Origin of the sequence: Phragmitibacter flavus (assembly GCF_005780165.1) — a bacterium.
GTDB classification, from domain to species: Bacteria; Verrucomicrobiota; Verrucomicrobiia; order Verrucomicrobiales; family Verrucomicrobiaceae; genus Phragmitibacter; species Phragmitibacter flavus.
The window spans coordinates 1-15,750 of the sequence record NZ_VAUV01000022.1 but is presented as its reverse complement, the minus strand read 5'-3'; the positions used below and the strand labels follow the sequence as shown (position 1 = coordinate 15,750).

Genomic DNA, 15,750 nt, shown 5'->3' with positions numbered 1-15,750 from the left:
GAGGAGGTTTTTTTATTGGGGTTGAGTTAGACCTGAGTAAGTTCGAAGCCTTTGCGGTAGGTGTCGGATTCGGCGATGGAGTTGGCTTCGGGGGCGAACTCGCCTTCGAATTTTAGGGTGTCGGGATTGAACGTGAGCCAGGGGCCGAGGATGGGCGGGGTGGTGGCGAGGTTGATTTGGTTGGCTTCAAGGTTGGCGGTGAAGTCGTTGAAGGTTTCGAGGATGAGGGTGTCGTTGGTGATGCGTTCGCGGATTTGGTCGACGGGAATTTGTTTGCCGACGCGATAGCTGATGTTGGCCATGTGGGCGAGGGCGGCGGCCTGGAAGCCGTGGTTGATGTGGAGATTTTCGTGAACGCGTTTGCCGGTCTGAATCGAGGAGATGAAGTGGTTCATGTGATCGGCTCCGTCGTTGATGGGGAATTTGACGCCGTTCCATTTGCCCTGGTTGTCGTAGGCTTTGGATTCGGCGATGTAACCGCCTTCACAATGATAGATGTTGCCGATGCGAACGCCTTTGTAGGCGGGTTCCCAGCCTTTTTGCCAGTTCATGTCTGCGCGCGGAAGGCCGCGATTGTCAAAGAGGATGGGCGGTGTGTCGTTGCCGTAATCGTAGAGGGCGAACTGGTTGTTGGGGGTCTCGCCGTTGTCGGTGTATCCCCAGCGGTGGCCGAAGCTCATGACGCGGAGGGGAAGGGTGGCGGGGTTGCCGATGGCGCGGCGGGCGACGTCGAGTTGATGGGGGCCGTTGTTGCCGATGTCGCCGTTGCCATAAGCCCATTGCCAGTGCCAGTCGTAGTGGAATTGCTCGCGCATGATGGGGACGATTTCGCGTGGTCCGGACCAGAGATCGTAGTCGACGGTGGTGGGTGGCTTTTGGGCGGAGGTGACCTGGCCGATGCTTTGACGGGCGCGGAAGTTCATGGCGCGGGAGAGGACGGTTTTGCCGAGGGCACCGGTTTTGAGATATTCTTCGGCGGCGTCCCAACCGGGATCAGACCGACGTTGCATGCCGTGTTGAAGGATGAGTTTGCCTTCGACTTTTTTGCCTGCGGCGACGAGCAGGGCTCCTTCGTGGATGTTGTGGCAGACGGGTTTTTCCACGTAGACATGCTTGCCTGCGGCGAGGGCGGCGAGAGCGATCACGGTGTGGGTGTGGTTCGGAGTGGCAATGACGACAGCATCGATGTCGGGATCTTCAACGAGCTTGCGGTAATCGGCGTAGGTCTTGACGGTGAGGTTGAGTTTTTTGAGCTGCTCAACGTGTTTGTCGATGACGTCGGTATCGACATCGCAGAGGGCCGCGAGGCGAACGCCTTTGATTTTGAGAAGGGATTTGATGTGGCCAGCGCCTTTGGAATTGAAACCGATCACGGCGATGCGGATGTCGCTGTTGGCTCCGGCGGCGCGGGACCAGGTGGGAAGGGCGAGGGCGGTGCCGGCGAAGAGGGAGTTGCGCAGGAGGTGGCGGCGGGAGAGTGATGATGGCATGATTAGTGTTGGGCGATGGATTGGAGTTGGCGTGGCTGGGCGGCTGTGGATTTTTCTTTGGTGGAGCTGTGGCTGATCCAGTGGGGATAGTGGATTTCGTGAAGGGCGGAAATGATGGCGTCGTCTTGGGGTGGGTGAGGTGACGAGGAGCCGAGGTGGAGGTGGGCGAGCCAGCCGCGGCTGTCGCGAATGATGTCGGTGAGGGGTTTGCCTTCGTCGTGCATGCTGGGGAGGTCGAGATGGAGTCGGCAGGCGGGGTGGTCGACTTGCTCGCAGAAGGCGATGGTTTCGGCGGCGGTGTTGAGGAAGTGGGTTTGAGAACGGGGCATCGGTTGGATGGCGATAGTGATGCCGTGTTGGTGGGCGATGTCGGCGGATTGATGGACGAGTTCGGCGGCGCGTTGGATGGAGTCGTTGCGGTTCCAGCGGGGGCTGATGTGACGAGCGTTGGGGCTATCGAGAATGAGGATCTGGCCGTCGAGGGCACCGCAGATTCGGATGAGGTGTTGGAGGAATTTGTCGGTGTCGCGGCGTAGAAGGGGATCGGGGGTGAGGAGGTTGAACCAGGCGGGTTGGGAGAGGATTTGATGGAAGGCGATGATTTCGAGTCCGAACGTTCGGGCGGTGCGGATGAGGCTGGCGGCCTGCACGAGGGTGAGTTCGCGAGGGTCGGGAAGGATATCAGAAGGGGCGATTTCTACTCCATGAGCGCCGCTGGCTGCGGCTTTTTCACAGAGCGTTTGGAAGGACGCGCCATTCCAAGATGGGAGGCGATGGGCGATACGCATGGGACGGGTGTGTATTCGTTGACGGAGGCGTGTCGGAGGAGTTGAAAGCCGGAGGGAAAACCAGGTTGGAGGTCGGAGGTGAGCCCCATGATTTTGGCGGGGTTGGTGGAGAGGAAGTCCCAGCATTCGCGCCAGGGTCGGTCGAGCATCTGGCTGCCGCGGCGAATGGCTTCAATGGGGGTGAGGGAGGAGCCGGCGAAGCCTCCGGTGGTGGGATGGCGGACGATGCCATCGGTGCCGACAGTGACGGAAGTTTTGCCGATGGTGTAGGTGCCGGGTTCGGCGCTGGCGGCGGCCATGGCATCGGTGGTCCACCAGACGAGCGGGTCGGGGAGAAGTCGGTGCATGATACGGAAGAGCTGGGGGGAGACGTGGATGCCGTCGGCGATGATGCCGGTGTGGAGCCTGGGTTTGTCGAGGACGCGCCAGAGGAGATTGTCGTGTCGATCAAGGAGTTGGGGACAACCGTTGCCGAGGTGGGTGAAGGCGCTGGCTCCGGCCTGGTGGGCGGCTTCGAGCTGGTCGCGGGTGGCGTTGGTGTGGCCGAAGCTGACGATGAATCCGTTGCGAACGGCTTCGCGAATGGTGTCGAGGGAGCCGCTGCGTTCAGGGGCGAGGGTGAGGAGGAGGGGATCGTTGCCGACGAGGTTTTTGAGGTCGCGGATGTCTTGCGGATTGGCATCGCGGGCGCATTCGGGACAGTGGGCACCGATGTAGCCGGGTTCGGCGGAGATGAAGGGGCCTTCGATGTGCCAGCCGGGGATGGCAGCGTGGAGTTCGGGGTCGGCGTGGATGATTTCGCGAAAGCGGCGCAGGCGGTGGAGGAGGCTGGGCCACTCGGTGGTGATAAGCGTGAGGAGGAAGCGATGACAGCCGTCGCTGCGCAGGGTGCGCACGACGTGAAGGAGGGCTTCGCGGGAGAGGGCGTGGTCGTTTTGAAAGTCGATACCCGCGTAGCCGTTGACCTGGAGGTCGAAGAGGCCGGGGGCGATCCATTGGTCGTCACAGGCCTCTTCGTAGCCGGGGGTGACCAGGGTGAGTTGATGGTTTTCCCAACGCACGTGGAGGGGTTCGCCGGTTCGGTAGTGCCGGGCGGTGGTGAATCCGCTGGCGGCGATGGGCTGAAGGTTGAGTCGCATGGAAGGCGGGAGGCGAAAGGATGGGGGAAAAAGATCACATGGCGGTGGGGAGCAGGCTGGCGGATTCTTCGTCGAGGAAGAGGATGCAGTGGGGTTGGGTGCGGAGATAGGAACCGGGGCAGGCGGTGGAGATGGGGCCGGTGAGGGTGTCGAGAACGGCCTGGGCTTTGCGCTTTTCGGGGACGATGGCGAGCATGTGTTTGGCCGCACAGAGGGCGGGGATGGTAAGGGTGAGGGCGTAGGGGGGGACGGCGTCGAGATGGGGGAAGTGGCCCTCGCCGACTTGTTGCATGCGGCAGGGTTCGTCGAGTTTGACGATTTTGATGGGATGCGGGTCGTTGAAGTCGGCGACGGGAGGGTCGTTGAAGGCGAGGTGGCCATTTTCGCCGATGCCGAGGCAGCAGAGGTCGGGGGCGTGTTCGGCGAGAAGTTCGGCGTAGGTTTGCATGGCGTCGAGGGGTTCGAGGGCGTCGCCTTCGAGGTAGTGGAAGGCACGCGGCTTAAGGCGCGGTTCGACGTTTTTCATCATGTAATGGCGGAAACTGGCGGGATGGGTGTGGGGGAGTCCGAGGTATTCGTCCATGTGGAACATGGTGACTTTTGACCAATCGATGTTCCAGCGGGTGCCTTGACCGCTGATCAGGGCGTCGAGAAAGGCGACCTGGGAGTTGGCGGTGGCGAAGATGACGGAGGCCTTGCCGTTTTCGTCGATGGCGGACTGGAGGATGTCGGCGGCGGCCTGGGCGGCGGTGGAGGCGAGGTCCTCGACGGTGGGGTGGATTTGAACGGTGAGGTCGTCGACTTGAAATTGGGTGGCTGCGATGGTGGTCATGGTGGGAAGAGTGTTGGTCAAGGGTAGCAAGAAGGGCGTTGGGATGCGTCTGTTTATGAGTCAGATGTAGCTCTTTTTAGGACTTGAATTTGGGGTGTGGGCATAGGGGATCCGGGCACGCCGAGGGCATGAGTTTCTTGCAATGAAATGTCCGGTTTTTTTACCGACCGAAGTTTCGCAGGTGGCGGATTCGCCAGGTGTAGAGGGTGTCGAGGGACCTGGCGGTGTTGAGGGTGCCGGTGTTGGCTTTGCCAAGGTAGTCGTAGTCGGGGGTGCTGAGGGCGGGATCGTTGGGATCGATGGCGCGTTCGATGAGGGCGTCCCCCTGGGATTCGCCGGTGATGTTGTCTTTTTCGGGATCGTAGGTGAGCGGGTCGCTGGTGCGGGCTTTGCGGACGGTTTGGACGAGGTAGTGGACGCGGAAGGTGTTGGAGCGGGTGGTGAGGCGGGGGTAGAGGTTGGCGTAGGGGCGTTCGAGGGTGTTGTCGCCGCTGAGTTTGTGGTCGTCCCAGAAGTCGGTCATGTCGGAACGGATGCCGCTGAGGTCTTCGGAGGAAATGTTCTGGCCTTCGGGCACGAGGAATTGTTCGCAGATTTCGCCGGGGGTTTTGAAGAATTGTCCGGCATCGAAGCGATCTTCCCACTGGATGAGGGTTTTTTCGATGTCGAGGTAGTGACGCCAACCGTTGTTGGAAGTGGCGGAGGCGTAGTCTTTGTAGGTGCTGCCGGCACTGGTGGGGATGGCGAGGAGACGTTCGCTTTTCATCACGGCGTGGAGGCCGGTGGCGCGTTTGATGTGGGTGAAGGGGACGATGCGGTAGTTCATGTTGATCTTGCCGGCGGTGGAGAAGGGTTCGCTGACGGCATAGGGTTGCAACACGGGCATCCAAAACCAGTCGAGAATGGCGTGGTCGGGCGGTGCGCCGGACAGGGTGCCGGTGATGGCGTTGCCTTTTTCGCCAAGGTGACCGACGGGCGAGAGGTTGGGGCGGAAGAGGTAGGTGGTCCAAGGTAGGCCGGTGTGGACTCCGGAGGAGATGCTGCCGAACATGACGGCGGAGGGGATGAGCTGGTTGGGGGCGACGGTTTGATTGAGTTGTTCAGGGCGGACGCCGTCCCAGGGTTTGGCGGTAAAGTAGGGGGGGATGGTGCCTTCCCATTGTTGGGCAACGTCATCGGGTTTGTTCCAGTAAGCGCCATCGGGGGCGATGCCGGTGCCGTTGTCCCAGTCGCGGGTTTCGGAGGGGTCGACGCTGTAGGGGTAGGAGGAGGGTTTGCCGGGGAAGTATTGAGCGGAGGCGGGATCGCGGACGAAGTCAGGCTGATTTTTCGCGGCGTAGGTGACGCCGTTTGCCAGTCCGCGAGACGGACGCGCGGAGGGGGTTTCCCATTCGCCACCGGATTTGGTGAAGGAATGAATTTGAAGGGTGTCTTGTGCGGTGATCAGTTCGGAGGCGGGCAGTTCGGCGGGATTCCAACTGGGATGAGGTGCGAAAAGCCGATGTTTTTCGGGAAGGCTGCTGGGTTGACCGATGACGGGTCTCTCATTCTCGCGGAGGGAGGAGAGGCGGTAGTCGCCGTGGCGAACAGTCCAGGTTCTGACCACGTCGTTGGGGTCGATGATTTCGGGGAGACGTGCACGGGCGGCACTGGCATCGATTAAGCGTTGCCGCCAGGTGGGCTTGCGGGCGACGGGAGCTTTGGGCACGGGCACGACCATGTTGGGGGGAATGGTGATGACGTGAAGAATGCGGGAGTGATTGGGACCGTGGTTGACGTAGCCGCTGTAGAGTTCGAGCGGGCTGGTGGATTTTAGGGTGACGTGGGTGTCGCTGCTGGGGACGAGGTAGAATCCGCGGCTGTATTGGGAGGCGTGGGTGGAGGTGGAGCTGGTCTCGCCGAATTGGGTCATGTAGAAATTGTTGACGCCCACGTTTTTGACATTGGTTTCGTAGCCGCCGCTGATGATGGCGTCGGTGGGCGGGTCGATGTAGTGGTAGCGTCCGCTGGAGCCGCCCCATCCGACCCACCATTTGGCTCCCTGGGATTGTTTGCTGGCGATGGTGCTTGGCATGTTGATGCCGGTGAGGTAGGCCAGGCTGGGGACGGAATGCTGCCAGCGACCCCAGCGTTGCCATTCGTTGAGGGAGGTGAGGCCTTTCGTCTGTTCAATGGCCGGAGTGGTTTTGGTGATGTCTCCTCCTGGAAGACGGCCATTGGGGCTTTGGCTGGTGATGATGGTGAGGCCGGATTTTGCGTTGGTGGTCGGCGAGGTGCGATACTGGAGGCCGTCAATCCACGTGCCGACGGCGGGGGCGATCATGGAGTAACCCTGGCTGGGGCAGAAGCCTTCGAAAACGGTGCCGACCTGGATGGCTTTGTAGCCGGGTGGAAGTTTGAGGCTGGTGACTAGGGCATCATTAAATTTGGTGCCGTCGGTGCGGTTTTCGGCGGCGAGGCTGAGGACGAGTCCGAATTCGGAGATGGTGTAGATGCGGTTGAGGGCGTTGAGGCGGATGTCGGGGTCGGCGCGAAGTTGATCGCCGATGGAAGGAGGGACCATGGTGTCGGCGACGTTGATGATTTGTCCGTGGGCTTCGGAGGGGCCGTAGGTGTCTTTGCCCCAGATGCCCATGTCGTAGGGGGAGACTTTGGTGCCGGCGGTGGAGAGGGTGGTGTCGTGGATGTTGGTCTGGCGGACGTATTCCAACATGGAGATGATTCCGGCGGCGGTATTGGATGAACCGAATTTATCGGTCATGGACGCAGGGTATCCCTGAAGATTGTTGGCGCTGAGGGCGACGAGGTAGTCGCCGAGGTCGGCGTTGCCTTTGAGGTTTTTGTTCCAGTCTTGGGCGACGGCGGAGTTGAGGCCGTATTCGCTGAGGGCGCTGGTGGGGCTGGAGTAGCGGCGGTAGCTGTAGGTTTTGCCGCCGAGGGTGGTGGAGAACATGGCGACCCGGTCGAAGGAGGTGTAGTAGCTCGAGGTTTTGTTGGGATCGCCACTGATGGGCCAAAGGGACATGCGCGGGGTGCCGAGGGAGGTGGTTTCGGGGGCGCGGCTTTCGGCGGTGAGAAAGAAGCGCAGTCGGGCAATTTGTTTCGGGTTGCTGGCGAAGAGGGGTTGGGTGGGGCGCACGTCAGGGGTGGCGGAACTGGCGCTTGGGGCCTGGAAGAGGAATTCGTCGACGCTGGCGTAAAGGCGGTCGCTGTCGTAGGCGATGGGGGTGGCGTTGGCACCGAGAATTCCGGCGGCGGGGGCTTTTGGATCGTTGATGGAGCGGAAATTGACGCGGGGAACCATGTCGTAGATCTGCTTGAGCTTGATGGCATGCTCCGGCGTGCCAGGGAGGAGACGTTGGCCGGGGAAGAAGACGCTGCTAAGGCTGGTGGAGGCGGGGTGGCCGCCGAAGCGCTGGACTTCATTGCGGGCGGGAGGTTGTTTGGCGTATTCGACGTCTTCGGGAGTGGCGGCGCGAGGGGTGTCCCAGTGGATGCCTTCGCTGGCGGTGTTGATGTTGACTTTGCTGGTTTCGTCGTCGGTCCAGAAGGCGATGCGGCCGGCGATGGGGTTGTCGGGGGATGGGGTGGAGCCGACTCCCTGCCCTTGGAAGGGGATGAAGTTTTTGGTGGTGGGATCGAGCACGCCGTAGGTGCCGTTGGCGAGGATGTAGATCCAGCGGACGGGCATGGGGAGGCGTTGATCTTCGGGAGTGGTGCCGGGCGGACGGACGCCGCTGATGGTAGCGTCGCTGACGGCGAGTTTGTCGGAGTAGCGAAAACCTTCGGGGGTTTGGCTGACCGGATAGACCGGATTGATGGAGTCCATGGCGCGGGGGTCGATAATGGGAAAGGAGAGGTCGCCGTTTTCGCGAATGGTGGGTTCGTTGAGGTTGGCGTAGACTTGGGGCATGGCGTTCCAGGTGCCGGGAACGTCGGATTCGAGATTTTGCGCGGCGGCGGTAAGTCCATCGGCGGCGGTGGTCATTTCTCCGGCGCTGTAGAGTTTGTATATGTTGGAGGCGGTGCCGCTGTTGGCGGCGTAGGTGCGAATGGCTCCAGGTTGGGAGATCCAGAGGGCGTTGGCTTCGGTGGTGCCTTGACGAAGCTGGCCAATGGCGATGTTGAGGGCGGTGTCGCGCAGGCTGCCGACGTCCTGGGCGGCGGCTTGGGCGGTGGAGGATTTGTATTGGAGCGTCGAGAGGCTGAAGAACATGACCACGATGATGGTGATCAGCGAGATGATGAATAGAACGGGGAGCAGGGCCATTCCGGAAGGGTGATGTTTCATGGGCATGGGTAGTGAGAGATGGGGTGTGATCGTCCTCGTCCTCCTACTCGAACTCGTCCTCGGATGGGCATGCTGAGCGGGGAGGAGGAGTAAGAGTAAAAGTAGGAGATTGAAGAATCGGGCGCTGTCGGGGCTTGGGAATTTTGGGTGCTTGAGAGTCGCTGTTGTCGAGGACGAGTTCGAGTAGGAGGACGAGGACGATTTTTTATCGGCGGTAGACGCGGGTGCGGGCGGTGCGGGGGTCGAGCTGGATGGTGGCGTAATCGGCGGGGAGGGTGGCGGCTTTGATGTCCTGCTCGCGAACTAGGGTGAGGGTCCAGTCGGTGTCGCTGGGCAGCGAGCAACGTCCGTCGGGAAGGAAACTGAAGGCGGTGTATTTTCTGCTACTGCCAGCGGAATCGGTCATGGTGCCGGTGTTGAGACTGGCGTGATTGGAAAGCAGAGTGGAGTAGGTGCTGGCAGGGTGGAAAACGAAGCCGGTGGGGAGGGTCTCGATGGAGTCGATGGCTTTGAACTGGGGTTCGAAGCTGCCGGACACAGGGGTGGCGTAATTGGCGGCAGCGGGATCGACGATGGATTCGGCGGAGCCGATTTGAAGGCCGTTCCAGATGGGGTTGCCAAACTCGTCTTCGCCTTCGATGAGGCGCACCATGACGCTGCGATTGGTGGTCATGGCGGATTGGCGGGCGGCTTCGAGCTGGGTTTTGACGTTTTGAATGGCCTGCCGGAAGTTCATGGAGTTGACCACGCCTTGGGAAACGCTGGCAGTGACAGATAGGAGCAGGGCCATGATGGTCACGACAATGAGGACCTCAATGAGGGTGAAGGCGCGGCTCCGGTGACGTGAACTGGTAGAGTGGTTCATGAGATCGGGTCAGGGGTTGGAGGTCCATTTGGCGTTGCGCAGCCGGATGGTGGTGGTGAAGACGCGGTAGCGAAGTTTGCGCTCGGTGAGGGTGGCTTCGAGGGTCGTGAGGTCTTCGTTGAGGCGGGTGGCGTCGGTGAAGAGGTTGCCAGGGTAGAGGTTGGGCATGCTGCTGCCGTGTTCGTCGGCGAGACGTTGGGCGGAGGCTTCGTCGATGGCGACCAGGGTAATTTGCAGCAGTGGCGGGAGTTTGTGGCGGGTGCGTTGCATCAAATTGGTGCTGGCGGCGTTGTGTTGATAGGCGCGGGTGTCGTAGAAGTAGTCGGGGGCGAGGTCGGTTTCTTTTTCGTAAACGCTGGCATCGGGTGAGGCGAGAAGGGGGCTGATGACGAGGGCAACGACGTTTTCGGCAAGGGTATGGGAGTGGTTGGCGGTGACGGCGGTGCGGAACCAGGCGTAGAGGTCGGTGGCGGAGTTTTTGGTGTTAAGTTTGGCAGCGTAGGTGCGGAGCTCTTCTGCGGGGACTTGCAATTCTTTGAGTCGGTAGCGGTAGCGTTTTGGGGAGGTGCTGGCGTCGTTGAGGAAAGTGGCGCGATGGTTGTCGTCGTCGCCAAACTCGAGGAAGTAACCCCAACTGTTGAGCAAGGTGCCGAGTTCCTGCCAGGCGGGGGTGTCGGTGAGGCCGTAGGTTCCATGGAAGAAGGCGGCGTGGGTGGGGTGGTCTCCTGAGGAGAGGAGGGCGCGGCTGCCGCTGCTGGAGGGACCGGTGACGAAGTGGAGGTCGGACTCCAGATCATACTTCGTCGGAACGGCGCTGGTATCGGGGGGAGACCCTGGGTATTGGTAGTCGTAGTAAGGGTTGATTTCGCAGGTGGAGAGTCGGCGCGTCATGCTGTCGAAAGCGGCCTGGGATTCTTGGAACTGGCTGAAGCGGGCTTCGGCGATGCGAAGCTGGTTGAGGACGGCGTTGACCATCTCGCCCATGGCGACAAGGACGATGGAGAAGATGCCGACGCTGACGAGCAGCTCCACCAGGGTGAAGGCCTGGCGGGATTTTTTGGCATCCAGAGATGGGCCAGATCCCGCGAATGAAGATGATGGGAGGGGAAACTTCATTTTTGGTATTAGATGTCTTTGCCGGTTTTGGTGACGAGACCATGGCCGACTCTGACGGTGGTGGGAGTGGCCTTGCCTGCTTCGAGAGCGCTCAGGGTGTCGGCCAGCAACTTGATGCTGCGTTCGCCGTTGGCGGGGGAGACGACGGTGGTGACTTTGCGCTGGGTTGCGTTGTTGGCGTTGGCGTTGTGTGTGGCAAGGTTAACGCCGGGGGTGGAGATGTAGACCTGGGCCATGAAGGCGGCGGCGCGGTCGAGGGTGGAATCGGGCATGGCCAATCCCTGATCATCGAAATACATGGTGCGACCGTTCCAGCCGTCCAGATCCTGCCAGTCGGCTTGCTGGAGTTCGCCCATGAGCTGGTTGGTAATGCGGGAGCCGATGGTGTTGACACCGGCCTTCAGGCTGGTTTCCATGCCCATGGTGAGAAGGCCGACGAGCGGCACGAGAACGGAAACGAGAAGGCCGACGGTGATGACCATTTCGACCAGGGTGGAGCCAGAGCGCCAGTGATTGGCACGGCGGATGGGTGCGACAGGGTTGGAGGCTGGGGTTGCCAATGGTTTGGCCCAAAGGCTGGCGGAGGATGTCGGGTATTTCATGATGGTTAGCAGATAAGTTCATCTGCCAACTAAGCTTGAGCCGTGCCGAATGAGGCTTGGCATTGAGCTGCAAAGTGGCCGTATCTTGATCTTTTTCAGCACTTGGGAGATGCGTGAACAGTAGTTTTCTCATTTCCTTATGAGCGTCTTCGATGCTGAGCAATCGCATGCGATGCTCGTCGGAGGGGGCGGGCGTCTGCCCTCCCCTGGCGATAAACGAGACGTTTATGCCCGAGTTTTTGTTGCGAACGTATCTCGATAAACAGTTTGTGTCGGCTTTTCTTGCACCGTTGTGTCGTATCGACATTGTAGCGGGGTTTCCTGCCAAGATCTTTGAGATATTTCACCACCCATGAGCGCCCTTTATTCGTCAATCTTCGCCTTTTTACGCTCCTCTCTCGGAAGAAAAATGATCATTGCCGTGACCGGTCTTGGCCTGGCGTTTTTTGTGCTGGGGCACATGGCTGGGAATTTGTTGATCTTCCTGGGGCCTGAGGCATTGAACGCTTACGGACACAAGCTGAAGAGCATGGGGCCGTTGTTGTGGGTGGCGCGGATAGGATTGTTGGTGATGGTGGGTTTGCACATTTATTTCACGATCAAGTTGACGCAGGAGAATCGGGTGGCACGTGGGGATTCGGGATATGCGGTGAAGAAGCCGCGCCGGTCGACTTTGGCTTCACGGACGATGATTGTGAGCGGTCTGATCTTGCTGGCGTTCATCGTGTTTCACGTTCTACAGTTCACGGTGCATGCGGGGAATGAATATGGCACGGCGGCGTATGCCAATTACGATCTGGCGGGAACGAAGGTGCATGACGTGTATGCGATGGTGGTGCACGGGTTTTCCAGCTGGCTGGTTTCGGGGTTTTACATCTTGTCGATGGCGCTTTTGTGCCTGCACTTGAGCCACGGGGTTTCAAGTGTGTTCCAGTCGCTTGGTCTGACGACGCAACGCACCTGGCCGCTGTTCAAGGCGGTGGGTATTGGTTATGCGATGCTGATTTTTGTTGGCAATATTTCAATCCCTCTGTCGGTGCTGTTTGGCATCGTGAAGTAAAGTGACGCAACGGTTTTTCTGATCAAATTTTTCTTTTTATCGCGATGTCCGATCCTACCCTAAATGCCCGCATTCCATCTGGTCCGCTTGCGCAAAAATGGTCCAAGCACAAGCAGGACTCAAAGTTGATCAACCCGGCCAACAAGCGCAAATTTACGGTGCTGGTGGTGGGCAGTGGACTGGCGGGTGCGTCAGCGGCGGCGACATTGTCGGAACTGGGTTACAAGGTGAAGTGTTTCTGTTTCCATGACAGTCCGCGTCGGGCACACAGCATTGCCGCACAGGGTGGGATCAATGCAGCCAAAAATTATCAGAACGACGGCGATAGCGTTTACCGTTTGTTTTATGACACCATCAAGGGCGGTGACTTCCGGGCTCGTGAGGCGAATGTTTATCGACTCGCGGAGGTGAGTGCGAACATCATTGACCAGTGTGTAGCGCAAGGCGTGCCGCTGGCGCGTGAGTATGGGGGGTTGCTGGCAAACCGTTCATTTGGTGGCGCCCAGGTGAGCCGGACCTTTTATGCCCGTGGACAAACCGGACAGCAGTTGTTGTTGGGAGCGTATTCGGCGTTGAGCAAGGAGATCGCGAGGGGCAATGTGCAGATGTATAATCGCACGGAGATGCTGGAGTTGGTGCTGGTCGATGGACATGCCAAGGGCATTGTGGTTCGCAATTTGGTGACGGGTGAAGTGACCAGTCATTCCGGGGATGCGGTCATTTTGGCGACGGGCGGATACGGCAATGCGTTTTTCCTTTCGACGAACGCGATGACCTGCAACGTGACGGCGGCGTGGCGTGCGCACAAGAAGGGGGCCTATTTTGCCAATCCTTGTTATACGCAGATTCATCCGACGTGCATTCCGGTCAGTGGCGATTACCAGAGCAAGCTGACGTTGATGTCGGAGTCGTTGCGAAATGATGGTCGCGTTTGGGTGCCGATGAATGCGGCGGATTGTGACAAGCGGGCCAGCGATATTCCGGAGGAGGCGAGGGACTACTTTTTGGAACGCAAATACCCGAGCTTCGGCAACCTGGCACCGCGTGATATTTCAAGTCGTTCGGCCAAGGAGGCCTGTGATGAGGGGCGTGGGGTGGGTCCGGGCAAGCTGGGGGTTTACCTCGATTTTGCGGATGCCATTTTGCGTTACGGCAAGGACAAGGCGGGTGGCAGGGAGCTTTCCAATGAGGAGCTTTACAAGTTGGGTCAGCCGGTGGTGGCGGAGAAGTATGGCAACTTGTTTGAGATGTATGAGCGCATCACGGGCGAGAACGCCTATGAGCAGCCGATGCGGATTTATCCGGCGGTGCATTACACGATGGGCGGTCTATGGGTTGACTACAACTTGATGAGCAATGTGCCGGGCCTGCATGTGTTGGGAGAGGCGAATTTTTCAGATCATGGCGCCAACCGTCTGGGCGCAAGTGCGCTGATGCAGGGGCTCGCGGATGGGTATTTTGTGATCCCGTATACGATTGCGAATTATTTAGCGTCGCAGAAGCCGGGTTCGGTCACCACCAGTCATCCGGCGTTCGCGCAGGCAGTGGAAGAGGTGAGTGCGCGCACCCATCGTTTCCTGAACATCAAAGGCAAACGTAGTGTGGACAGTTTGCATCGGGAGCTTGGTCTGTTGCTCTGGGAGAAATGCGGGATGGCCCGGAGCAGGGAAGGGCTGATGGAGGCGCTCAAACGCATTCCTGAACTGCGTGAGGAGTTTTGGAACAACTTGCATATTCCGGGAAGCAACGCGCAGTTTAACCAGGAGTTGGAAAAAGCCGGACGGGTGGCGGACTTCATGGAGTTCGGCGAATTGATGTGTCGCGATGCTCTGGAGCGTGAGGAGAGCTGCGGCGGGCATTTCCGGGTGGAGCATCAATACACCAGAGAAGATGAGGATGCCAAACGGGGTCAGGCGGGCGAAGCGTTGCGGAACGACGAGAAGTTCGCTTATGTGGCGGCCTGGGGCTACAGCGGTGATGTTTCCAAGCCGGAATTGCACAAAGAGCCTCTTGAGTATGAAGAGGTGCACCTGGCAGTGAGGAGCTATGTTTGATGAGGTGCGGCGAATGGCCGCAGCTGGATATGGGAATTTCTTTGCCCTCGGGTTAGCGATGAGCTTCTCGAGGGCGTATGTTATCCACTCAGGGCTGCGTGATCTTGGTTTGAAAGGCGAAGACAGCCACTGAAGTTTCTTTGATGCCATGTCTCGAATTTTAGCAGCGATGTCCGGTGGGGTTGATAGCAGCCTCGCTACAGCACTTTTGGTGCGTGAAGGCCACGAGGTGGTGGGGGCCTACATGAAGAACTGGATCAACGAGGAGAACGTGATCGGCCACTGCCCATGGCAGGAGGACATTGAAGATGCGCGGGCGGTGGCGGACCAGTTGGGCGTGGAGTTTCGGGTGGTCAATTTGATGCGCGACTATCGTGAGAAGGTGGTGAAGTATCTGTTGGAGGGGTATCAGCAAGGGATCACGCCCAATCCAGATGTGATGTGCAATCGCGAGATGAAGTTCGGGGTGTTGTGGGAGTGGGCGAAGGAGAAGGGATTCGATGGGATCGCCACGGGGCACTACGCGCGGAGTGAAATGGTGAATGGCGAGCCCTCAGTGTTTAGGGGCGTCGATGGCAACAAGGACCAGAGCTATTTTCTGGCGATGCTGCGGCCTGAGCAGGTGAAGATTGCGAGCTTTCCAATTGGTCATCTGCCGAAGCCTGAGGTGCGTGAGCAGGCTGCCATGCTGGGATTGAAGACCGCGGCGAAAAAGGACAGTCAGGGGATATGCTTCATTGGCGAGGTTCGCATGGAGGACTTTTTAAGGACGTTTGTAGAGGACAACCCGGGGGACATTGTCGATTTGAACGGCAAAGTATTGGGAGAGCATCGCGGATTGCATCTCTACACTTTGGGGCAGCGCAAAGGGTTGCGTGTGGCGTCAAATCTCTACAAGCAAGCCTACGTGGCGGTGGCCAAGCGACCTGAACGCAATGAACTGGTTGTGGCGATCGAGCGGGACGACACGCCTCTTTTGTGGGCCAAACGTTGTATCATCGGGAGTCTGTCGAATGCAGCACCTGCATCGTTTGATCTGGCCAAACCCAGAAGTCTGATGGCCCAACCTCGCTATCGATGTCCCGCCGCCTTGGCGAGCTACACGCCTTCGAATGACGGCAAAACGGCAGAGCTGCTATTTGACGAACCGCAACGCGCGCTCACCCCGGGACAAATTTGCGCTTTGTATGATGGCGATCAGTTGCTGGGTGGCTCGGTCTTTGAGGAGATTGTGTATGCCTGAGGGGGAAGAATCATAATCTCACCCAGAGCCAAACACATGCAGCCGACCAAATTCGAATTTCAGTGGAAAAACATCCCGCCGGTCATTTTCCCGAATCGCTGATGTATCTAGGCGAGGCGCTTGGCGAGCGGTTTGAGATTTCCAAAACTTTTAAAAAAGGTGACTAAAAGACTTGCACGGAACGGGGAATAGGTTAGTATCTCCTCCCGACCGAAAACGAGGGCATCACGAGGTGCAGCGAGTTCTTCAACTGAAGAGAGCGTTGTATTG

At 59.1% G+C, this 15,750-nt stretch carries 11 protein-coding genes; 3 read left to right on the top strand and 8 right to left on the bottom strand.

The genetic code is table 11. From position 1 onward, the window contains the following. Window positions 1-26 precede the first annotated feature (26 nt). The 8 genes from FEM03_RS21840 to FEM03_RS21805 all read right to left on the bottom strand — a co-directional run bounded on the left by FEM03_RS21840 (window position 27) and on the right by FEM03_RS21805 (window position 11,123). Window positions 27-1,490, bottom strand: coding sequence for a Gfo/Idh/MocA family protein (locus FEM03_RS21840; protein WP_138088443.1), 1,464 nt, complete (start codon window positions 1,488-1,490; stop codon window positions 27-29). A gap of 2 nt (window positions 1,491-1,492) precedes the next feature. After that, window positions 1,493-2,278: a sugar phosphate isomerase/epimerase family protein gene (locus FEM03_RS21835; RefSeq protein WP_138088442.1), complete on the bottom strand. Its 786-nt coding sequence runs from the start codon at window positions 2,276-2,278 to the stop codon at window positions 1,493-1,495. Further along, on the bottom strand, window positions 2,188-3,417 hold the full coding sequence (locus FEM03_RS21830; RefSeq protein ID WP_138088441.1) for an N-acetylglucosamine-6-phosphate deacetylase: 1,230 nt from the start codon (window positions 3,415-3,417) through the stop codon (window positions 2,188-2,190). The genes FEM03_RS21835 and FEM03_RS21830 overlap by 91 nt, the downstream gene beginning before the upstream one ends. Before the next feature lie 34 nt (window positions 3,418-3,451). Continuing rightward, window positions 3,452-4,249, bottom strand: coding sequence for a glucosamine-6-phosphate deaminase (locus FEM03_RS21825; protein ID WP_138088440.1), 798 nt, complete (start codon window positions 4,247-4,249; stop codon window positions 3,452-3,454). A 160-nt stretch (window positions 4,250-4,409) separates the two neighbouring features. After that, window positions 4,410-8,540, bottom strand: coding sequence for a Verru_Chthon cassette protein A (gene vccA / locus FEM03_RS21820; RefSeq protein WP_166443058.1), 4,131 nt, complete (start codon window positions 8,538-8,540; stop codon window positions 4,410-4,412). 205 nt (window positions 8,541-8,745) lie between these two features. After that, window positions 8,746-9,405 (bottom strand): Verru_Chthon cassette protein D, encoded by a 660-nt coding sequence (gene vccD, locus FEM03_RS21815; RefSeq protein ID WP_138088438.1) that lies wholly within the window; start codon window positions 9,403-9,405, stop codon window positions 8,746-8,748. Window positions 9,406-9,414: 9 nt separating this feature from the next. Then, a complete protein-coding gene (vccC, locus tag FEM03_RS21810) occupies window positions 9,415-10,521 on the bottom strand; it encodes a Verru_Chthon cassette protein C (RefSeq protein WP_138088437.1) in 1,107 nt (368 codons plus the stop codon). A gap of 8 nt (window positions 10,522-10,529) precedes the next feature. Next, window positions 10,530-11,123 (bottom strand): hypothetical protein, encoded by a 594-nt coding sequence (locus FEM03_RS21805; RefSeq protein ID WP_138088436.1) that lies wholly within the window; start codon window positions 11,121-11,123, stop codon window positions 10,530-10,532. A 352-nt stretch (window positions 11,124-11,475) separates the two neighbouring features. Between FEM03_RS21805 and FEM03_RS21800 the strand changes: the two genes are divergently transcribed. The 3 genes from FEM03_RS21800 (at window position 11,476) to mnmA (ending at window position 15,480) form a co-directional block, all read left to right on the top strand. Beyond that, window positions 11,476-12,183, top strand: coding sequence for a succinate dehydrogenase cytochrome b subunit (locus tag FEM03_RS21800; RefSeq protein ID WP_138088435.1), 708 nt, complete (start codon window positions 11,476-11,478; stop codon window positions 12,181-12,183). Between the two features lie 44 nt (window positions 12,184-12,227). After that, window positions 12,228-14,237, top strand: coding sequence for a fumarate reductase/succinate dehydrogenase flavoprotein subunit (locus FEM03_RS21795; protein WP_138088434.1), 2,010 nt, complete (start codon window positions 12,228-12,230; stop codon window positions 14,235-14,237). A gap of 148 nt (window positions 14,238-14,385) precedes the next feature. Further along, window positions 14,386-15,480, top strand: coding sequence for a tRNA 2-thiouridine(34) synthase MnmA (mnmA, locus tag FEM03_RS21790; protein ID WP_138088433.1), 1,095 nt, complete (start codon window positions 14,386-14,388; stop codon window positions 15,478-15,480). Window positions 15,481-15,750 lie beyond the last annotated feature (270 nt).